Source organism: Streptomyces venezuelae (assembly GCF_008642335.1).
Taxonomy (GTDB): Bacteria; Actinomycetota; Actinomycetes; order Streptomycetales; family Streptomycetaceae; genus Streptomyces; species Streptomyces venezuelae_F.
In genome coordinates this window covers 1086224-1106201 of sequence record NZ_CP029191.1, presented here as the reverse complement: position 1 = coordinate 1106201, position 19978 = coordinate 1086224, and the positions used below count along the sequence as shown (strand labels likewise).

Sequence of the window (19978 nt, the reverse complement as noted above, 5' to 3'; positions counted from 1 at the left end):
GCCCCCTGCCATCGCGCCCCGCCCGCGCACCAGTTGCGTCACGGGCGGGAGCGGGGCGCGGCAAATCTCAGAAGCCGTACCCCATCCGCCGGGACAGCTCGACGGCGGCGGCGACGGTGCGCTTGCCGAGCTCGGTGAGACGGTCCTCGGTCAGCCGGTAGACGGGGCCGGAGGCGCTGAGGGCGCCGATCACCTTTCCGTCGTGTGCGCGCACCGGCGCGGCGACGGCGGCGAGGCCCACCTCCAACTCCTCGACGGCCATGGCGAAGCCCTGCTCGACCACGGTCTCCAGCTCCCCGCGCAGCGCCGCCGTGCCCGTCACCGTGTGTTCGGTCAGGCGCGGCAGGGTGCGGGCCATCAGGCCTTCGCGCAGCGTGGTCGGCAGATGGGCGAGGAGCACCTTTCCGCTGGAGGTGGCGTGCAGCGGGGTGCGCCGGCCGAGCCAGTTCTGCGCCGTCACCGAGGCGGGGCCGCGAGCCTGCATGATGTTGACGGCGGCATCGTCGTCCAGGACCGCGATGTTGACCGTCTCGCCCAGCTCGTCCGCGAGTTCACGGCAGACCGGTCCGCCTTCCTGGGAGATGTCCATGCGCACCGCCGCCGCCCCCGCGAGCCGGAGTATCCCCGAGCCCAGGAAGTACTTCCCGCGGTCCTTCGCCTGACCGACGAGACCCCGGTTCTCCAGGACCCCGAGCAACCGGAACGCCGTCGACTTGTGGACGCCCAGCTCATCGGCGATCTCGGTGACCCCGGCCTCGCCGTGCCGCGCGAGGATCTCCAGCACGCTCACCGCGCGGTCCACGGACTGGACGGATCCGGCCGCCCCCTTCGGCTGTTTCTCCCGCGGCTCACCGCGGGGTGCCCTGTCCTGATCAGCCTGTTTCCGGTCGCCCGTCATATCTGAACTCTCACCACCTGGCGGCCTGTTGAAGCCGCGTCTTCGGGAAGCCCTTGACGCGATGGGCGCCCCACCCGGATTCTGTTGCGCATAGCGCTCCCTCGTGCGCCATGCGAAACATCATGTTACCGAAGGGTCTTGGCCCGCCAGAGGCCAGGAGCCGGGCCGAATCACACCCAGAGGGGGGCCCATGATCCCCGTATGCCGCCTTGAAGACCTCCCCGCAGGCGACTCCGTCCGTCTCGACACCACACCGCCCGTCGCGGTGTTCAACGCCGACGGCGAGCTCTACGCCATCGACGACACGTGCAGCCACCAGGATGCTTCCCTCTCGGAGGGCTGGCTGGAGGGCTGCCTGATCGAGTGCCCCTTGCACGCCGCCTCCTTCGATCTTCGCACCGGCAGGCCCACGTGCCTCCCGGCCCGCCGCCCCCTGCGCACCCACCAGGTGTACGTGGAGGACGGCGTCATCCATGTACTCGTCGCCTCCGACGCGGGCGCCCCGGGTGACGGCGGCGCGGGCGCCGCCGAGAAGGGGTCCGCGGCATGAGGACCGTCGTCGTGGTGGGCGCCTCGCTCGCCGGCCTGTACGCGGCCAGGGAACTGCGCGCCCAGGGATTCGACGGCCGCCTGGTCGTCATCGGCGCCGAACCGCACGCCCCGTACGACCGTCCCCCCTTGTCCAAGGGCTTCCTCACCGGCACCGCGGACGAGGAGCAACTCGCCCTCGCCGACGAGGAGGAGACGGCCGAACTCGCCGCCGAGTGGCTGCTCGGCGCGCGAGCCGGGGCGCTCGACGCGCGCGGCCGCACGATCGTCCTCGACGACGGCCGCACCGTGGCGGGCGACGGCGTCGTCATCGCCACCGGCGCTGCGGCCCGGCGCCTCCCCGGGCCACCGCTCGCGGGCGTCCACACCCTGCGCACGCTGGACGACGCCCGCGCGCTGCGGGCAGAGCTGGCGCGCGGCCCGCAGCGCGTCGTGGTGATCGGCGGCGGCTTCATCGGCGCCGAGACCGCGTCCTCGTGCGTGGCCCTGGGCCATGACGTCACCGTGGTCGAGGCGGCCCCTCTGCCGCTCACGGCCCAACTCGGCCCCGAGATGGCCTCAGTGTGCGCGGGACTGCATGCGCGCGGCGGGGCCGAACTGCTCACAGGGGTAGGCGTGGCGGGGCTTCGCGGTGCGGCCGGTCGCTTTGTCACCGGCGTCGAACTGGCCGACGGGCGGCTGCTGCCCGCCGACGTGGTCGTGGTCGGCATCGGGGCGACACCTCGCACGGACTGGCTCGCGGGCTCTCCTCTCGCGGTGGACGACGGGGTCCTCTGTGACGACGGCTGTGTGACGGCGCTGCCCCAGGTCGTCGCGGTGGGTGATGTCGCCAGAGCGGGCGGGGTCCGCGCCGAGCACTGGACGAGTGCCACGGAACAACCGCGCACAGCCGTGCGCAACTTGCTCGCCGGACACACGGTCGAGACGGCGCACTCCCTGCCCTACTTCTGGTCGGACCAGTACGGCTCCCGCATCCAGTTCGCCGGCCGCAGGAGCGACGGAGACACCGTACGCATCGTCGAGGGCTCGCCGGACGACCTGGGCGGCGGCCCGCCGACGGGCCCACGCGGAGAAGGGCTCCTTGCCGTCTACGAACGCGCGGGACGCACCACGGCGGTCCTCGCGATCGACCGCGCCCGTCCCTTCATGAAGGTGCGCAGGGGCCTGGCCGCCGACCGGGCGGCGGAACTCGCCGCGGTCTGAGCCGACCGCGAGCCGCCGTCAGGCATGACTCGCGCCGCTCAGGAGTGCGACAACTGGCCCGGCCCGCTGCGCCCGTGTATGCGTCCCTTCCCACGCGCCACGGCACGCGCCTCACGCCGGGCCCGGCGCCGCTCGCGCCGCAGCCGCCGCGCCGTGCTGCTCGGCATCGACACCACGCCGTTGCGCTGGTTCCACACCTGCCGGGTCACCCATACGTCCAGCACGCCCCAGGTGGCGACGACCGTGCTCGCCACACTGCTCAGCACCATGGGGAAGGAGAGCCACGACCCCGCGAGAGCGGCGAGGAACGCCACCATCGCCTGCACGAGCGTGAGCGCGACTATGATCACCGCTCGCACCGCGGCCGTCCGCACCGGATCGGGCAGCCGCCGTCTGCGCGCGGGCTCCTCGACCCACAACGGCGGCCGTTGCTCCGCCGTTTCGTGCCGCTCCCTCTCCCGCTGCTGCCCGCCCCAGGATTCCCTGGGGCGCTCTGCCGTACCCATCATCGCGTCTCTCCCCCCGATGCTCGCGGCCGTTCACGGGTCCCCCTCCGGACTGCCCGTTCTGCCGCGCTTCATGTCCCCCGCCCCGTCAGGTGCCCGGGGTGCGCCGGTGACCTGAACGCGGCCCGCGGCTCTCTTCATCAAGGACGAACGAGAGATCCGAAAGATTCCCGTTCCGCTTCCGTGCAGCGAAGAATTCCGGCCAACTGGCGTGCGTACAACGGCGGATGAGGCCCGGGAAGAGGTGCCACATGCTGGGACGCAATCTCCCGTAATGGAGGGACAACTGCGGACGTCCCTTTCGCGTCACGGCCGAAAAGCGTTCGGATGCGCCTTCGAGTTGCCCGTGAGTCAGTAGTAGGCTCGCGCCGTTTGTTGACGCACATGTGTGCCCCTGGCCCGTGCAACGGCCGCAGGGGGCCGATCTGGGGGAGGCCATGCGCTTTCGCGGGAAGTCCATCCGCAGGAAGATCGTGGCGCTGCTGCTCGTGCCGCTGCTCTCCCTCACGGCGATCTGGGCCTTCGCCACCGTGATCACGGGCCGCCAGGCGCTGAGCCTCGTCGACTCGGTCAACGTGGTCGACAAGCTCGCCTACCCGGTCGAGGACACGGCGCGCGTGATCCAGCAGGAGCGCCGCCAGACCCTCGTCTACCTCGCCGACCCGCGGGCCTCGGACGCCATGTCCGCGCTGCGCCGCAGCCGCACGGCGACCGACCGGATGATCGACAAGATCCGGGCCAACGCCCAGGACCCGGACGTCCGCGACGGCGTCAGCGGGGAATCGCGCAAGCGGCTCAACGAGCTGGTCGAGGCCTTCGACAGCATCGACCCGCTGCGCCGCGGCGTCGAAGAGGGCACGATCACCCGGGCCGGCGCCCTGAAGATGTACACGGAGCTGATCGACCCCTACTTCGACCTGCTGAGCACGCTCAACGGCTTCTCCGGCCTCGACGACATGAAGTACGACCAGCAGGGCCGTGCGCTCGTCGGCGCCACCCGCGCGCGTGAGCTGCTGTCCCGCGAGGACGCGCTCATCGGCTCGGCGCTCGTCGCCGGGCGGATCACCAAGTCCGAGATCCGTCAGGCCACCGAGTTGCGGGCGCAGCGCGGGCTCCTCTTCGAAGTGAACTTCGCCCAGCTCCCCGAGGACGACCGCGCCCGCTACGAGCGCTACTGGAACGGCACCGAGACCACCCAGCTGCGCAAGGCCGAGCAGGCCATCATCGAGGGCGGGCCAGGCACCCCGCGCGTGGTCACCGCGTCCCACTGGGACGAGGCCGCGGGCCGCGTCCTCAAGCAGCTCTCCGAGAGCAACATGGAGGCGACCGACCGCTTCCAGGACCGCGTCGAGCCCGCGGCCGTCGGAGTGATCGTCCGCGTCATCGCGGCCGGTGTGCTCGGCCTGCTGGCCCTCCTGGTCTCCCTCTTCCTGTCCGTGCGCATCGGCCGCAGCCTCATCAGGGACCTGCGCCGCCTGCGCCTCGAGGCCCACGAGGCGTCCGGCGTCCGGCTGCCCGGCGTGCTGCGCCGCCTGGCCGCCGGCGAACAGGTCGACGTGGAGACCGAGGCGCCCCGCCTGACGTACGGCAAGGACGAGATCGGCCAGGTCGGCCAGGCCCTCAACACCCTGCAGCGCGCCGCCGTCGAGGCCACCGTCAAACAGGCCGACCTGCGCCGCGGCGTCTCCGAGGTCTTCGTCAACCTCGCCCGCCGCAGCCAGGTCCTGCTGCACAAGCAGCTCACGCTCCTCGACACCATGGAGCGCAGGACCGAGGACACCGACGAGCTCGCCGACCTGTTCCGGCTCGACCACCTGACCACCCGCATGCGGCGGCACGCGGAGGGCCTCGTCATCCTGTCCGGCGCCGCCCCCTCGCGTCAGTGGCGCAAGCCTGTCCAGCTCATGGACGTCGTCCGCGCGGCCGTCGCCGAGGTCGAGGACTACGAACGCATCGAGGTGCGCCGCCTGCCCCGCATCGCGGTCACCGGACCCGCGGTCGCCGACCTCACGCACCTCATGGCGGAACTCCTGGAGAACGCCACGGTGTTCTCGCCTCCGCACACCGCCGTCCAGGTGCTCGGTGAGCACGTCGCCAACGGCTTCACCCTGGAGATCCACGACCGGGGCCTCGGCATGACCCCCGACGCCCTCCTGGACGCCAACCTGCGCCTCGCGGAGACCCCCGAGTTCGAGCTCTCCGACACCGACCGGCTCGGCCTGTTCGTGGTCAGCAGGCTCGCGCAGCGCCAGCGTGTCCGTGTCTCGCTGCAGCCCTCGCCGTACGGCGGCACGACGGCCGTCGTGTTCATCCCCGAGTCCCTCCTCACCGATGACGTGCCGGACACCGACGGCGCCGGCTTCCGGATCGACCGGGCACGGACCAAGGACGCCGTCGCGGGCGCCGACCAAGGCGTCGACCGTGCCGCGGCCCTCGCCCAGGTGCCCGTGCAGCTGCCGGGCCTGCCCGCGTCGGTCCTCGACGGCCCCGTCGAGCTCGAGGCACCCGTCGGCATGGCGGACCTCGACGGCTTCCCCGGCTCCCTCGACGACGAGGACAGCGAGCGCGGCGGCCTCTTCCGGCCCCGCCGCCGGGTGGCGGGCACGCCCGGAGAACAGCACCAGCAGGCCCGGGACGACCGCGAGGCGGGCCGCGCCGAGCCGACCCGCCGGGACACCGCGCCCGCCGACGACGACTCCGCCGAGGACGCCCACTCCGGAGGTCCCGTTCCGCTGCCGCGCCGCAGGACCCCCAAACTGGTCCGCTCCAACGGCCGCCCGGTGACGCACGCCAAGCCCCAGGACAGCCGCTTCCCCGACGACAGGTCGCAGGAAAACCGCCTCTCCGGAGGCAGAGCCCAGGAAAGCCGCTCCTCCGAAGACAGCCGTTTTCCCGCGGACAACCGGTTCCGGACGGACGACCCCCCGCAGACGGACAGCCGCTTTCCGACCGACGGCCGTTTTCCGACCGACGGCCGTTTCCCGGCGGACCGCCGCTTCCAGGAGGACAGGTCCACGGACAGCAGGCCGCTGGACCCGGCCGCCGAGGACGAGATGCCGTCCCCGCAGGGCCCGCGCCGGCAGCCCTCCTGGCCCGACCTGGCCCCGCCGCACCGCGACGTCACCGCCGTCGACGACGTGCCGGCCGACCTCCCGTCACGCGGCCGCCCCGCCACGACCACGGTGGGCGGACTGCCCCGCCGCGTACGACAGGCCAACCTGGCCCCGCAGTTGAAGGACGGACCCGACCGCCGTTCCCCGCGCGCCGAGACCCGGCCCGAGGAGCGGGACGCCGAAGAGGTACGCAGCCGCATGGCATCGCTCCAGCGGGGCTGGCAGCGCGGCCGCGACGAAAACGCCGCGGGCGACGACGCCACGAACGGCACAGCACCAGGAACGACACCCGAGGGGGACGGTCGATGACCGCACCGAATGCCGACGCACGCACCACCACGACCGGGGGACGGGGTGAGCTGAACTGGCTCCTCGACGACCTGGTGCAGCGCGTCGCCAGCATCCGCAAGGCACTCGTGCTCTCCGGAGACGGCCTGCCGACCGGCGTGTCGAAGAACCTGACCAGGGAGGACAGCGAGCACCTCGCCGCCGTCGCCTCCGGGTTCCACAGCCTCGCCAAGGGCGTGGGGCGGCACTTCGAGGCGGGCCGGGTCCGGCAGACCGTGGTCGAGCTCGACGACGCCTTCCTCTTCGTCACGGCCGCGGGCGACGGCAGCTGCCTCGCCGTCCTCGCGGACGCGGATTCCGACGTCGGCCTGGTCGCGTACGAAATGACGCTGCTGGTCAAGCGGGTGGGCGTGCATCTGGGTACGGCGCCGCGCACGGATCTGCCCGCCGGGGGGTAGTGGGAGGCCATGAGCGAAGACGGTCGAGGGACGCAGAGAACCACAAGAACGCGGAATTTACCGCGGGCGCAGGAGTCGCCCCGCTGGTTCGACGACGACGCAGGCCCCGTGGTGCGGCCGTACGCCATGACGCGCGGCCGCACGACGAGCAACGGACAGCACCGGCTCGACCTGATCGCGGTCGTCGTCACCGAGGCCCACGCGTACGACGTCCCGGAGACCGACCGGACGCTGTCTCCGGAGCACGTGGACATCGTCGGGCTGTGCCGTGACACGCCTCAGTCGGTCGCCGAGCTGGCGGCCGAACTCGACCTGCCCATCGGCGTGGTCCGCGTCCTCATAGGGGACCTCGTCGACGACGAACTGGTGCACGTGACCCGTCCCGTGCCCCCCGCCGAGCTGCCGGACGAGAGCATTCTGCGCGATGTGATCAGCGGCCTCCGGGCGCTCTGAGGGGCGCGGCGGTGCCCGGAGACGTACGCGTGATCGAACCCCTGGCGGCGGCGGATACGGACCGACCCCCGCGCGACACCACCGATGCAGGAGAAGTGAGCGATGATCTTCAAGCGCACTGAGCGCGGCAAGGCCCCCGTCGAGCCGGTCACGCTGAAGATCCTCGTGGCCGGCGGCTTCGGCGTCGGCAAGACGACGCTGGTCGGCGCGGTCAGTGAGATCAAGCCGCTGCGCACCGAGGAGACCCTCAGCGAGGCGGGCCGGCCCGTCGACGACACCAGCGGCGTCGCGGGCAAGCACACCACCACCGTGGCCATGGACTTCGGCCGCATCACGCTCCGCGAGGACCTGGTCCTGTACCTCTTCGGCACGCCCGGACAGGACCGCTTCTGGTTCCTCTGGGACGAGCTGGCGACCGGCGCGCTGGGCGCCGTCGTCCTCGCCGACACGCGGCGCCTGGAGGACTGTTTCGCGGCCGTGGACTACTTCGAGCGACGCTCCATCCCCTTCGTCGTGGGCGTCAACTGTTTCGACGGTGCCAACCGTTACCCGGCCGACGTCGTGCGCCAGGCCCTCGATCTCGACCCCGACGTACCCGTGGTGCTGTGCGACGCGCGGGACCGCGAGACCGTCAAGGAAGTCCTCATCGACGTCGTCGAACACGCGATGACAGCGGCAGCGGCGGCCCGGGAACCCGCCACTACGTAGGACGCGATCAGCTTCCGCCCACCGCTGCGGCCCGTACCCCCGCCGACTGGGGTACGGGCCGCGGCTCTGTCCGGCCGGCCGTCAGCCCTCGTCCTCCTCCAGCCAGCCGAAGCTCCGCTCCACCGCCTTGTGCCAGTTGTGGAACTCGCGGTCCCGCGACGTGGCGTCCATGCGAGGGCTCCACTCGACGTCCTGCTGCCAGTGCGCCTTCAGCTCGTCCAGGTCGCTCCACACGCCGGTCGCGAGCCCGGCCGCGTACGCCGCGCCCAGACAGGTCGTCTCGGAGACCTTGGGACGGATCACCGGCACACCCAGAACGTCGGCCTGGTGCTGCATCAGGAGGTTGTTCTTGGTCATGCCGCCGTCCACCTTGAGGGTGGTGATCCGCACCCCGGAGTCCTGGTACATGGCGTCCACGACCTCGCGCGTCTGCCAGCTCGTCGCCTCCAGGACGGCACGCGCGAGGTGCGCCTTGGTGACGTACCGGGTGAGTCCGGTGACGACGCCGCGCGCGTCGGAGCGCCAGTAGGGCGCGTACAGGCCGGAGAACGCGGGCACGATGTACGCCCCGCCGTTGTCGTCGACGCTCGCCGCGAGAGTCTCGATCTCATCCGCGTTGCGGATGATGCCGAGCTGGTCCCGGAACCACTGCACCAGGGCGCCGGTGATCGCGATCGACCCCTCCAGGCAGTACACCGGTGCCTCGGAGCCGATCTTGTATCCCATCGTCGTGAGCAGACCGCTCTTGGAGGGGACCGGCCTGTTGCCGGTGTTGAGCAGCAGGAAACTGCCCGTGCCGTACGTGTTCTTGGCCGTCCCTGTGTCGTAGCAGGCCTGCCCGAAAACGGCCGCCTGCTGGTCGCCCAGGGCGGAGGCGACGGGCACTCCGGCAAGCTGGCCCACCGCCGTTCCGTACACCTCCGCCGACGACCTGATCTCCGGCAGCACCGCTTCGGGGACGTTCATCGCCGAAAGGATCGACTGGTCCCACTGGAGCGTCTCCAGGTTCATCAGCATGGTGCGGCCCGCGTTGGTGACGTCGGTGACGTGCTTGCCGCCGTCGGTGCCGCCCGTGAGGTTCCAGATCAGCCAGGAGTCGATGGTGCCGAAGGCTATCTCGCCGCGTTCGGCGCGGGCCCTGAGCCCCGGCACGTTGTCGAGCAGCCAGGCGGCCTTGGGCCCGGAGAAGTAGCTCGCCAGGGGCAGGCCCGTCTGTTCGCGGAAGCGGTCCTGGCCGTCCGCGCCGCCCAGTTCGTTGCAGAGCGCCGAGGTACGGGTGTCCTGCCAGACGATCGCGTTGTGCACGGGCTTGCCGGTCGCGCGGTCCCACAGGACGGTGGTCTCGCGCTGGTTGGTGATGCCCAGCGCGCTCAGCTGGTCGGCGCGGAGCCCGGCCTTGGCGATCGCCCCGGCGACCACCGCCTGCACCTTGGACCAGATCTCGGTGGCGTCGTGCTCCACCCAGCCGGGCTTGGGGAAGATCTGGCGGTGTTCACGCTGGTCCACGGCGACGATCGCGCCGTCCTGGTTGAAGATGATGCAACGGCTCGAGGTGGTGCCCTGATCGATGGCGGCGACGAACTTCTCGGAGCTGTCCGGCATGGCTACCCCTTGATGACCTTGGTGAGAAGACTCAGAAGGCTGCGCAGACTCAGAAGGCTGCGTTGTAGATGAGGCCCGCGAGAGCGCCGCCGATCAGGGGCCCTGCCACCGGGATCCAGGCGTAGCTCCAGTCGGACGTGCCCTTGTTGGGGATCGGCAGGAACGTGTGCACGATGCGCGGACCGAGGTCGCGCGCGGGGTTGATGGCGTACCCCGTGGGACCACCGAGGGAGAGGCCGATGCCGACGACGAGGAAGGCCACGATCAGCGTCTGTGTGCCGGATTCGCCGAGGCCCTTGGTGAGCCCGAAGGCCAGGATGGGCAGTACCAGGGCGACCGTCGCGATGACCTCGGTGATGATGTTGGCGACCGGGTTCCGGATCTCGGGGATGGTGGAGAAGATCCCGAGCGTCGGCGTCGGCACGTGCACGCCCTCCGAGTCGCCCTTCGCGCCGCGCGTGACATTGGCGTTGAACTGGGCCAGGTACACGAGGTAGGCGAGGACGGCACCCAGCATCGCGCCGACCATCTGCCCGAGGACGTAGATCCAGGTCTTGTCCCACTCCCCGGTGTCGATCGCGATGCCGAGCGTGACGGCGGGGTTGAGGTGACCACCGGAGAGCGGGCCCGCGGTGTACGCGCCGGCGAGCACGCCGAAGCCCCATCCGAAGGCGATGACGACCCACCCGGAGGCCTTCGCCTTCGAATGGCTGAGTGTGACGGCGGCGCACACGCCGGCGCCGAGCAGAATCAGAATCGCGGTGCCGATGACCTCACCGACGAAGATGTCCCCGTTCGAGTACATGGGCGGCTCCTAGGCCCTCGCCCGGGGCGGTGCGCCCCGGTCCTCCGTGCAGGGTGCGTTCCCACGACTACCGCCTGGATACGCCCGGCTGACGCAGCCGGAGGCAGAGGTCTCCCGAGCCCCGCCCGGCGCCCATGGCGAGCGTGCCGTCACAGCCGGATCGCCGATGGGGGATGACCTGTCGAAGAGGCTGAACAGGCCCTTTGTGCCGACCCTGCACGCGCGCAGAGGCTCTGTGCGCGGGGAGCCGAGGTGCGGCGACGCCGACTGACACCCGGAAGTGTTCACCGATGGTGATGGAGCGTCAAGGTCGCGGACGGCAACGGTTAACCGCCGCGTGGGCTTCCCCCAGGGCGCCCGTCACGGGCTCCCTGGGGCCGCCCGCCGCCCGGGGTGCCCGATGGCTCGCACCGAGCCGCTCCGCGGCCCCGTGGAGGGCTTCAGCGCACCGCCACGACCGACGACCCGTGTCCGAAGAGGCCCTGGTTCGCGGTGACCCCCACACGCGCCCCTTCGATCTGACGCGCCCCTGCCGTCCCTCTCAACTGCCACGTCACTTCGCAGACTTGCGCGATGGCCTGCGCCGGCACCGCCTCCCCGAAGGAGGCGAGACCCCCACTGGTGTTCACCGGCACGCGTCCGCCGGGCGCCGTCACTCCGTCGCGCAGCAGCTTGGCGCCCTCGCCCTCGCCGCACAGGCCCAGGTCCTCGTACCACTGCAGTTCCAGGGCGGTCGACAGGTCGTAGACCTCCGCCAGCGATATGTCCTCCGGGCCTATGCCCGCTTCTTCGTACGCCGCTCGCGCGATGGACGACCGGAACGTCCCGTCGGCGGGGGCCACGACGGCCGCCGAGTCCGTCGCGATGTCCGGCAGGTCGAGCACCGTCGTCGGGTACGTCGGGGTGACGGTGGACACCGCGCGGATGCGCACCGGATCCGCCGCTCCGTGACGACGGGCGAACTCCATGCTGGAGAGCACCAGGGCCGCGGCGCCGTCCGAGGTGGCACAGATGTCGAGCAGCCGCAGCGGATCGGCCACCACGGCCGACGCGGCGACCTCCTCCGCGGTGACCGCCTTGCGGTAGCGCGCGTTCGCGTTGAGCGCGCCCGCCGCGGCGTTCTTCACCTTGACCTGGGCGAAGTCCTCCAGGGTGTCGCCGTGCACGGCCATCCGGCGACGCGCGTACAGGCCGAAGTAGGCCGGGTTGGTCGCTCCGAGGACGCGGAACCGCAGCCAGTCGGGGTCGTCGGGCCGGTCCCCGCCCGCCGGACGGAAGAACCCCTTCGGTGCCGCGTCGGCGCCCACCACCAGGACCACGTCTGCCATGCCCGCGAGGATCTGCGTCCGTGCCGCGCCGATCGCCTGGGCGCCGGACGCGCAGGCCGCGTACACACTCGCCACGCGTGCGCCCTGCCAGCCGAGCGCCCTGGCGAACGTGGCCCCCGCCACGTACCCCGGATAGCCGCCGCGGACCGTGTCGGCCCCGACGATCGAACCCACGTCCCGCCACGCGACGCCGGCGTCCGCGAGCGCCGCGCGCGCGGCCGCCACTCCGTACTCGACGAAACCGCGCCCCCACTTGCCCCAGGGGTGCATGCCCGCGCCGAGCACCGCCACCTCCGTGGTCATGCGCCCACCTCCACGGGCCGCCAGTGCCAGGTCGTCCATGTCGTCCCGCTGTCCTCGTCCAGGACGCCCGGGACGACCTCCACCTCCATGCCCACCTCCAGATCGGCCACGGAGACCCCGGGCACGGACTGCCCGAGCACCACCATGCGCTCCGCCTCCAGCTCCACAGCGATCAACGTGTAGGGCTCCCAGGGAAGTTCCGGGTCCGAGACGTAGGGAGCGGGGGGCCGGTAGCGGCCGTCGGTGTACGACCAGACTCGTCCGCGCCGCGACAGCGGCACCTCGGCCAGCTCGCCGCCCGCACAGCCCGGATTGCGGCAGAACCCGTCCTCGCGCGGGAAGAAGACACAGGCGCACGCGGTGCAGCGCGTGCCCAGCAGGCGGAAGTCGTCACCTTCCCCGGCGAACCAGTTGGCCACCACGGGCGTGCGTGTTCGCGACAAGTCTCCTCCAGAGCACTGGATCTGACGGAACGTCAGAAGTGTGCCACGGGCAACCGACTTTCGTCAGGGGGTGCCGAAATCCGTCATGAGACGGCGGGCTTTCGCCGAAGGAGTGAAATCAGGCAGCCGCGGTGAACCGGATGGCCTTCTTTCGCGTCCGAGTATCGGTAGGGGGTGTCCGGGGCCGACGGGGGTGGTCCCGGACACCCCTTGCGTCACCTGTGGTGCCGATGGCCTCACTTCCCCCGCAGCGACTTCCGGGAGACCGGGAAGTCGAAATAGGTGTCGGGGAACGCCTCGGGCTTGTACGTGTAGTGCCACCACTCCTCGGGGAGGTTGACGAACCCCTCCCTGCCCAGCGCGTCACGCAGGAGGTCACGGTTGACGCGCTGCTTCCCCCTGATCCGGGGATCGTCCGTGTGCGAGAGCGTGTCGAAGCAGTCGAACCCCGTCCCCATGTCCACGGAGTTGTCGAGGAAGCGCTCGGCGCGCGGGCCGAAGCAGGGCTTGAGCGGCTCTCCGGGGATGTACGGCCGGGTCGGCGGAGCCGGCAGCCGCACCACCGTCAGATCCACCGTGGAGCCCCGGCTGTGCCCGGACTTCTCCGCGATGTACCCGTCCGCGAAGAGCCGCGACTTGTCGACATGGGGGTAGAACTCCGCCTTCATGCGCTCATCGGCGAGATCCTCGGCCCAGCGCACGAAGTGGTCCACGGCCCGCTGCGGCCGGTAGCAGTCGTACACCTTCAGGGAGTAGCCCTTGCGAAGCAGCTTGCGCTGCGCCTTGTGCAGGGCCTTCGCCGCGGGCTCGGTGAGGATGCACATCGGCTTCCTGTATCCGTCGACGGGCTCGCCGACGAAGTTGTGCGGCGTGAAGTAACGCATCTCCTGGATGATCGTCGGGTCGACGTCGCGCAGCGCGACGAACTCCCTTGGAGCCTTCGGCTCGGCACGCGCGTGCGTGGGGGACGCGGGGGAGGGAGAGGCGGCCACGGAGAGCAGAGCGGCGGCACAGAGGGCGAGATTCCGCAGGGCGGGGACAAGTCCTGTCATGTCCCAGCGTCTATCAGGACCACCACCACCCGCGAAAGACCGGCGCGACAGGGATCGGATACAGTCCGCGGCGTGTCCGCATCCCCACACTCCACCAACTCCGTTCCGGGCTCCCACTGTTCGAGCTGCGGAACGTCCTACGAGGGCCAGCCCGAGGGCTGGCCCCGCACCTGCGCCGACTGCGGCGCGGTGGCCTATCGCAACCCGCTGCCCGTCGCGGTCGCGCTCCAGCCCGTGTACGACACCCAGGGCACCGGCCTGGTCGTCATCACCCGCACCATCCCTCCCGCGCGGGGAGGCATCGCGCTCCCCGGCGGCTTCATCGACGACCGGGAGGACTGGCGCGACGCGGTCGTGCGCGAGCTGAAGGAAGAGACCGGCATCGGAGCGGAGAGCCGCGACGTCCGCCTGGCCGACGCCATGAGCGCGACCGACGGCCACCTCCTGCTCTTCGGCCTCCTCCCCGCACGGCCCGCCGCGGACCTGCCGCCGTCCGCCCCGACGGACGAGACCGAAGGCCGGCACCTGCTGCGCCGCCCCGAAGAACTCGCCTTCCCCCTGCACACACTGGCGGCACGCGCCTGGTTCGAGGGCCGCTACTGACCGGCAACCGCCACCGGCCCCCAGCGGGCCGCACCACACCTCTCAGCCGCAGCCGACCCCGGCACCGCGGCTGAACCTCACCCGTCCACACCCCGCACCCGCACCGGACGCCCCGGTGCGGGCCCGTCCTCGCCCCCCTCCCGCTCGACGACGACCTGCCCCTCGCTCCACCGCGTCGTGAACCGCTCGAGCTCCGCCTCCGCCCACCCGTCGCCCGCGTCGGCCACCACGAGGCCGCCCCCGGAACGCCCCCGGGCAGGCGCCCACGCCTCCAACTCGATGCCGCCGTCACTTCCGCGCACCGGCAGCACCGTGCCCGCACGCGCGAACACCGGAACGCGTGACAACGGAGCGTCCACCAGCACCTTCGCGGGCCCCTCGTACGCCCGGCCGGTCACCGTGTCGTACCAGCGCCCCCGCGGCAACCGCACCGTCCGCCGTATCGCACCGCCCTCCAGCACCGGCGCCACCAACAAGGAATCACCGAGCAGGAACGCGTCCTCACAGTCCCGCAACGCCCTGTCCTCCGGGTTCCCCCACCACAAGGGCCGCACATAAGGAGCGCCGGTACGCCGCGCGAGATGGGCCAGCGTCACGAAGTACGGCAACAGCCGCCTGCGCTCGACAAGCACCTCACGCGCGTGCCCCAGCACCTCGTCGCCGAACTCCCACGGCTCACGCCGCCCCGCCCCGATCGCCGCATGCGTACGAAACAGCGGCAGATACGCACCCAGCTGGAACCACCGCAGATACAGCTCCGGCGACGGGCTCCCGTCGAAGCCCCCCACATCAGGACCCGAGTACGGCACACCGCACAACCCGAGCCCCAGCACCAGCGACAGCGACGCCCGCAGCCCCGGCCAGCCCGTCGACACGTCCCCGGACCACGTCCCTCCGTAGCGCTGCATCCCCGCCCATCCGGAACGCGAGAACAAGAAGGGCCGCTCCTCGGGATGCAGCGCACGCACCGCCTCGTACCCGGCGCGGGCCATCGCGAGGCCGTACACGTTGTGCGCCTCGCGATGGTCACCGCCACGCCCCTCCAGGGAGTGCCGCGCCGACCGCGGCAGCGTCGCCTCACCGAAGGCCGCGAACGACACCGGCTCGTTCATGTCGTGCCAGAAACCCGAGAAGCCCTGATCGAGACGCTCCTTGTAGAGCGTGCCCCACCACTCACGCGCGCGTGGATCGGTGAAATCGGGAAACACCGCCTCCCCGGGCCACACGACACCGCGCACCGGACGCCCCGACGCATCCCGCACGAAGACATCGGCTGCCATCCCGCTGTCGTACGCCTCCACTCCCCGCTCGGACTTCACCGCCGGGTCGACGATCGACACGAGCCGGATCCCGCCCTTGCGCAACTCGTCCGCGAGCTGCGGCAGCTCCGGAAACCGCTCCCTGTCGACGGTGAACACCTGATGCGCTTCGTAGTGATCGATGTCCAGGTGCACCGCGTCCAGCGGCAGCCCGCGCTCCTGATAGCCGGCGACGATCCGCCGCACCTCCTGCTCGCTGCCGAAGCCCCACCGCGCGTGATGATGCCCGAGCGCCCACGCGGGCGGCAGCGCCGGCGGACCGGTGAGCGACGCCCATGTGTGCAGCACGCGCGCGGGAGTGCCGACCATCGCCCAGTACCGCAGCGGGCCGCCACTCATCCGCACCTCGCACGAACCGGGCCTGTCGTGACCGGAACCGGCACCCTCCACGCCCTCGTGGACCGCGACGGCGCCCTCCCACGTGTTGTCGTGGAACACCAGATGCGTGGCGGCGTCGGCCACCACCATCTGCACCGGCATGGTGATGTACAGCGGATCGTCGCCCGGCCCGAAGGACCCACCAGGATCCGTGTTCCACAGCCGGTACGTCCCGTTCCGCAGCCGGGGCCCGGAGGACCGGCCGCCGAGACCGAAGAACCGCGCCTCCGCCGGCACCTCCGACCGCTGCACCCAGCGCCCCGCGCCACCGTCGGCCCGCTCCCACCAGCGCGGCGGCAGATCCCGCCGCAACGTCACACCGCCGGGCGTGCGCAGCTCCACCGCCCCGTACCGCGACACGACCACCGTCACGCGCTCCGAGACCACCCGCCAGCCGCCCTCCGTGTCGGGCTCCAGGACGGCCCGAGGATCCGGCTCGGGGCTCCGGCCCGCCACCGCGTACGACGGCTCGGGCTCCGCCCCGTCCCACCCCAGGAAGACCGCCCCGCCCGCGGTCACCCGCACCCGCAGCTCGGCACGGGCGAACCGCACCACCCCACCACCCGGCTCCTGCTCCATCCCCGTCACGGGCCCCGGCACCCGCGCGCGCTCCGTGCCCGGCGGCACGACCGCCGCCGCGTCCGCCCGCCATCTGCGCCACGAGGAGCGCACCGTGCGCAACCCCTGCGCCGTGCCGACCATGCCGACCACCTTCACCGAACGCACCAGGTCACGACCGTTCATGCTGCTCACCCTGCCACCGAAGAAGCCATATGTGTGCCCCGTTCATTGGCCGTTCACCTGGGGTGACACCACACAGTCACGCAGCCGACTGTGTGAGGCACACCCTGGTGCGGAAGTCGATCACGTGGCATCGTCCTTGCAGCCGTGTTCACGCGCACACCCAGCACGTGCGCACTCCACGCATACGACGCGTACAGTCCGGGAGCCGCCCCATGACGTCCTCAGCGAACCCTGCGCCGCTCTGGCAGCCGAGCCCGGAGAGGATCGCCGAAGCGCAGGTCACCCGGTTCCAGGCCTGGGCCGCCGAGCGCTACGGAGCCCCGGCCGACGGAGGCTACGAAGCGCTGCACCGCTGGTCGGTGACCGAGCTCGAGACGTTCTGGAAGGCCGTCACCGACTGGTTCGACGTCCGCTTCACCACCCCCTACGCGCGCGTACTGGGCGACCGCACCATGCCCGGAGCCGAGTGGTTCCCCGGCGCGACCCTCAACTACGCCGAACACGCACTGCGCGCCGCCGACGACCCCACGCGCGCGGACACCCCCGCCCTCCTCCACGTGGACGAGAGCCACGACCCGCAGTCCGTCACCTGGGCCGAGCTGCGCCGCCAAGTCGGCTCCCTCACGGCGGAACTGCGCACCCTCGGCGTACGCCCCGGAGAGCGCGTCAGCGGCTACCTGCCGAACATCCCGCAGGCCGTCGTCGCCCTCCTGGCCACCGCGGCCGTCGGCGCCGTCTGGACCTCCTGCGCCCCCGACTTCGGCGCCCGCAGCGTCCTCGACCGCTTCCAGCAGGTCGAACCCGTCGTCCTGTTCACCGTCGACGGCTACCGCTACGGAGGCAAGGAGCACGACCGCCGCGACACCGTCGCCGAACTCCGCTCCGAACTGCCCAGCCTCCGCGCGGTCGTCCACATCCCGCTGCTCGGCACCGAGGCCCCCGAAGGCGCCCTGGAATGGTCGGCCCTCACCTCGGGGGACACCGCCCCCAGCTATGAAGCCGTGCCGTTCGACCACCCCCTGTGGGTGCTCTACTCGTCCGGCACCACCGGCCTGCCCAAGGCGATCGTCCAGTCCCAGGGCGGCATCCTCGTCGAACACCTCAAGCAGCTCGGTCTGCACTGCGACCTCGGCCCCGACGACCGCTTCTTCTGGTACACCTCCACCGGCTGGATGATGTGGAACTTCCTCGTCTCCGGCCTCCTCACGGGCACCACGATCGTTCTCTACGACGGCAGCCCGGGCCACCCCGACACCGCGGCCCAGTGGCGCATCGCCGAACGCACCGGAGCCACCCTCTTCGGCACATCGGCCGCATACGTCATGGCCTGCCGCAAGGCCGATGTCCACCCCGCCCGCGACTTCGACCTCTCCCGCGTCACCTGCGTCGCCACGACCGGCTCCCCGCTGCCACCGGACGGCTTCCGCTGGCTGCACGACGAGTTCGCCGACACCCCGGGCGGACTGTGGACCGCCTCGGTCAGCGGCGGCACCGACGTCTGCTCCTGCTTCGCCGGAGCCGTCCCCACGCTTCCCGTGCACATCGGGGAACTCCAGGCACCCTGCCTCGGCACGGACCTGCAGTCCTGGGACCCCCACGGCAAGCCGCTCACCGACGAGGTCGGCGAACTGGTCGTCACCAACCCCATGCCGTCCATGCCCATCCACTTCTGGAACGACCCGGACGGCGCCCGCTACCACGACAGCTACTTCGACACCTACCCCGGCGTCTGGCGGCACGGCGACTGGATCACCCTCACCTCACGCGGCTCGGTGGTCATCCACGGCCGCTCGGACTCCACGCTCAACCGCCAGGGCGTCCGCATGGGATCCGCTGACATCTACGAAGCCGTCGAACGCCTCCCAGAGATCCGCGAATCCCTCGTCATCGGCGTCGAACAGCCCGACGGCGGCTACTGGATGCCGCTCTTCGTCCACCTCGCCGAGGGCGCCGCCCTCGACGACACCCTCCGTGACCGGATCAAGCGGACGATCCGCGAGCAGCTCTCCCCGCGCCACGTCCCCGACGAGGTCATCGAGGTCCCCGGCATCCCGCACACCCTCACCGGCAAGCGCATCGAAGTGCCGGTCAAGCGCCTCCTGCAAGGGACCCCTCTGGACAAGGCGGTCAATCCGGGCTCCGTCGACCGCCTCGAACTCCTCGACTTCTACGCGGACCTGGCCCGCAAGCGAGCCTGAGGACCCCACTTTCCCCCAGCTCAGCGGCGATTGTCAGTGCCTCTCGTTACTGTGAGTGAGCATTGATCGACCGAGTGCAGGGGGAATCATGGCGGACACCCGCAACGACACGATGCGACGCGCACTGCGCCGCGAAGTCGCCGGAACCATCGGCCTGCTGGCCGACGAGGAGGACTTCGCGGCCATGCGCCGCTACCGCACCTTCACCTTCGACGACCACGAGACCTACCTCCAGCAGGTCGAAGGCCTCCTCAGGACCCTCGCCTCGCAGGGCCGGCACACCACCATTGCGCTCTTCGACCCCGAGGAGTACCAGGAGTACTGCGCGGAGACCGGCCTGAACCCGGACACCTCCGACAGCCGCAGCCGCTTCACCGCGACACTGGCATCGGGCGGCCCCACCATCCCGTACGAGGGACAGCCCCTGGCCGACCTCGTCCCCGACCTCGTCGACGAAGCGGTCCGCCGAGCCACCTGGGAGTACGCGACCGTCGTCCTCGCCCGCGCAGGCACCTGCGCGACCTGCGGCGAGGACATCGGACAAGCCGCCTTCAACCGGGCCTCCGCCCTCATCACCCAGGCCCTCGACACCACCCGGCCCGGCACCCGCCACCTCGTGTGCAGCGTGCCCTCCGACCCGGAGACCCTCCTCGCCGCACTCCACGTCGAGGTGGACACCGAAGGCCGCGCCCTGCTCGACCACACCGAGGCCCTCGAATTCGCGACGGTCCTCGCTGTCGGCATCGCCACCCGCCGCGCAGCAGGCATGGTGCTCCGCTCCAGTGCCCACGGCACCCGCGACCGCGTCCAGGGCTGGCGCATGAACGGCGGCCGACTCCAGCCCCTCACCGAGGCCGAGGTCTTCGACGCCTACTGCACCGACGCCCTCACAGGCGAACTCGTGGCCCCCGAATCCGACGTCGACTACTGCGCCGCACCGAGCCTCGAAACCGACGAACCCGAAGGGGGCCACACCCACTGAACACACACGAGGGCCGCCCCACCGAACGGCGGGGCGGCCCTCGAA

17 protein-coding genes are annotated in these 19978 nt (G+C 71.3%); 9 read left to right on the top strand and 8 right to left on the bottom strand.

Annotated elements, in window-relative coordinates:
* Positions 1-67 precede the first annotated feature (67 nt).
* On the bottom strand, positions 68-898 hold the full coding sequence (locus DEJ49_RS04825; RefSeq protein WP_223832726.1) for an IclR family transcriptional regulator: 831 nt from the start codon (positions 896-898) through the stop codon (positions 68-70).
* A gap of 190 nt (positions 899-1088) precedes the next feature.
* On the opposite strand from DEJ49_RS04825, the gene DEJ49_RS04820 reads away from it, so the two are divergent.
* Together DEJ49_RS04820 and DEJ49_RS04815 are read left to right on the top strand one after the other, a co-directional pair.
* Positions 1089-1448 (top strand): bifunctional 3-phenylpropionate/cinnamic acid dioxygenase ferredoxin subunit, encoded by a 360-nt coding sequence (locus DEJ49_RS04820; protein ID WP_150182692.1) that lies wholly within the window; start codon positions 1089-1091, stop codon positions 1446-1448.
* A complete protein-coding gene (locus DEJ49_RS04815; RefSeq protein ID WP_150182690.1) occupies positions 1445-2650 on the top strand; it encodes an NAD(P)/FAD-dependent oxidoreductase in 1206 nt (401 codons plus the stop codon). The genes DEJ49_RS04820 and DEJ49_RS04815 overlap by 4 nt, the downstream gene beginning before the upstream one ends.
* Before the next feature lie 38 nt (positions 2651-2688).
* Here the strand turns inward: DEJ49_RS04815 and DEJ49_RS04810 are convergent, their stop codons facing one another.
* Positions 2689-3159, bottom strand: a complete 471-nt coding sequence (locus DEJ49_RS04810) for a hypothetical protein (RefSeq protein ID WP_223832725.1) — start codon at positions 3157-3159, stop codon at positions 2689-2691.
* Positions 3160-3593: 434 nt separating this feature from the next.
* Here DEJ49_RS04810 and DEJ49_RS04805 point away from each other — a divergent pair, with 434 nt between their 5' ends.
* The 4 genes from DEJ49_RS04805 to DEJ49_RS04790 all read left to right on the top strand — a co-directional run bounded on the left by DEJ49_RS04805 (position 3594) and on the right by DEJ49_RS04790 (position 8176).
* Positions 3594-6578 (top strand): nitrate- and nitrite sensing domain-containing protein, encoded by a 2985-nt coding sequence (locus tag DEJ49_RS04805; protein WP_150182688.1) that lies wholly within the window; start codon positions 3594-3596, stop codon positions 6576-6578.
* Positions 6575-7015: a roadblock/LC7 domain-containing protein gene (locus DEJ49_RS04800; protein WP_150165449.1), complete on the top strand. Its 441-nt coding sequence runs from the start codon at positions 6575-6577 to the stop codon at positions 7013-7015. Before DEJ49_RS04805 ends, DEJ49_RS04800 begins: the two co-directional genes overlap by 4 nt.
* Before the next feature lie 9 nt (positions 7016-7024).
* On the top strand, positions 7025-7468 hold the full coding sequence (locus tag DEJ49_RS04795; RefSeq protein ID WP_150165447.1) for a DUF742 domain-containing protein: 444 nt from the start codon (positions 7025-7027) through the stop codon (positions 7466-7468).
* A 102-nt stretch (positions 7469-7570) separates the two neighbouring features.
* On the top strand, positions 7571-8176 hold the full coding sequence (locus DEJ49_RS04790; RefSeq protein WP_150182687.1) for a GTP-binding protein: 606 nt from the start codon (positions 7571-7573) through the stop codon (positions 8174-8176).
* A gap of 81 nt (positions 8177-8257) precedes the next feature.
* Here DEJ49_RS04790 and glpK read toward each other — a convergent pair whose 3' ends face one another.
* The 5 genes from glpK to DEJ49_RS04765 all read right to left on the bottom strand — a co-directional run bounded on the left by glpK (position 8258) and on the right by DEJ49_RS04765 (position 13709).
* Entirely contained in the window at positions 8258-9778 is a 1521-nt protein-coding gene (gene glpK, locus DEJ49_RS04785) for a glycerol kinase GlpK (RefSeq protein ID WP_150182685.1), read from the bottom strand.
* Between the two features lie 49 nt (positions 9779-9827).
* Entirely contained in the window at positions 9828-10583 is a 756-nt protein-coding gene (locus tag DEJ49_RS04780; protein ID WP_150182683.1) for an MIP/aquaporin family protein, read from the bottom strand.
* A gap of 440 nt (positions 10584-11023) precedes the next feature.
* Complete coding sequence (locus DEJ49_RS04775) at positions 11024-12214, bottom strand: lipid-transfer protein (protein ID WP_150182681.1); 1191 nt, start codon at positions 12212-12214, stop codon at positions 11024-11026.
* Positions 12211-12636 carry a Zn-ribbon domain-containing OB-fold protein gene (locus DEJ49_RS04770; RefSeq protein ID WP_150188051.1) on the bottom strand — a complete coding sequence of 142 codons (426 nt, stop codon included), beginning with the start codon at positions 12634-12636 and terminating at the stop codon, positions 12211-12213. Before DEJ49_RS04770 ends, DEJ49_RS04775 begins: the two co-directional genes overlap by 4 nt.
* 257 nt (positions 12637-12893) lie before the next feature.
* Positions 12894-13709 (bottom strand): M15 family metallopeptidase, encoded by an 816-nt coding sequence (locus DEJ49_RS04765; RefSeq protein ID WP_150182679.1) that lies wholly within the window; start codon positions 13707-13709, stop codon positions 12894-12896.
* A 72-nt stretch (positions 13710-13781) separates the two neighbouring features.
* Here DEJ49_RS04765 and DEJ49_RS04760 point away from each other — a divergent pair, with 72 nt between their 5' ends.
* Positions 13782-14312 carry an NUDIX domain-containing protein gene (locus DEJ49_RS04760; protein WP_150182677.1) on the top strand — a complete coding sequence of 177 codons (531 nt, stop codon included), beginning with the start codon at positions 13782-13784 and terminating at the stop codon, positions 14310-14312.
* Positions 14313-14389: 77 nt separating this feature from the next.
* On the opposite strand, the gene DEJ49_RS04755 is transcribed toward DEJ49_RS04760, so the two are convergent.
* Positions 14390-16753, bottom strand: coding sequence for a glycoside hydrolase family 31 protein (locus DEJ49_RS04755; protein ID WP_150182675.1), 2364 nt, complete (start codon positions 16751-16753; stop codon positions 14390-14392).
* A 212-nt stretch (positions 16754-16965) separates the two neighbouring features.
* Here DEJ49_RS04755 and DEJ49_RS04750 point away from each other — a divergent pair, with 212 nt between their 5' ends.
* Positions 16966-18951 (top strand): acetoacetate--CoA ligase, encoded by a 1986-nt coding sequence (locus DEJ49_RS04750; protein ID WP_150182673.1) that lies wholly within the window; start codon positions 16966-16968, stop codon positions 18949-18951.
* 88 nt (positions 18952-19039) lie between these two features.
* A complete protein-coding gene (locus tag DEJ49_RS04745) occupies positions 19040-19933 on the top strand; it encodes a hypothetical protein (RefSeq protein ID WP_150182671.1) in 894 nt (297 codons plus the stop codon).
* Positions 19934-19978: the final 45 nt, after the last annotated feature.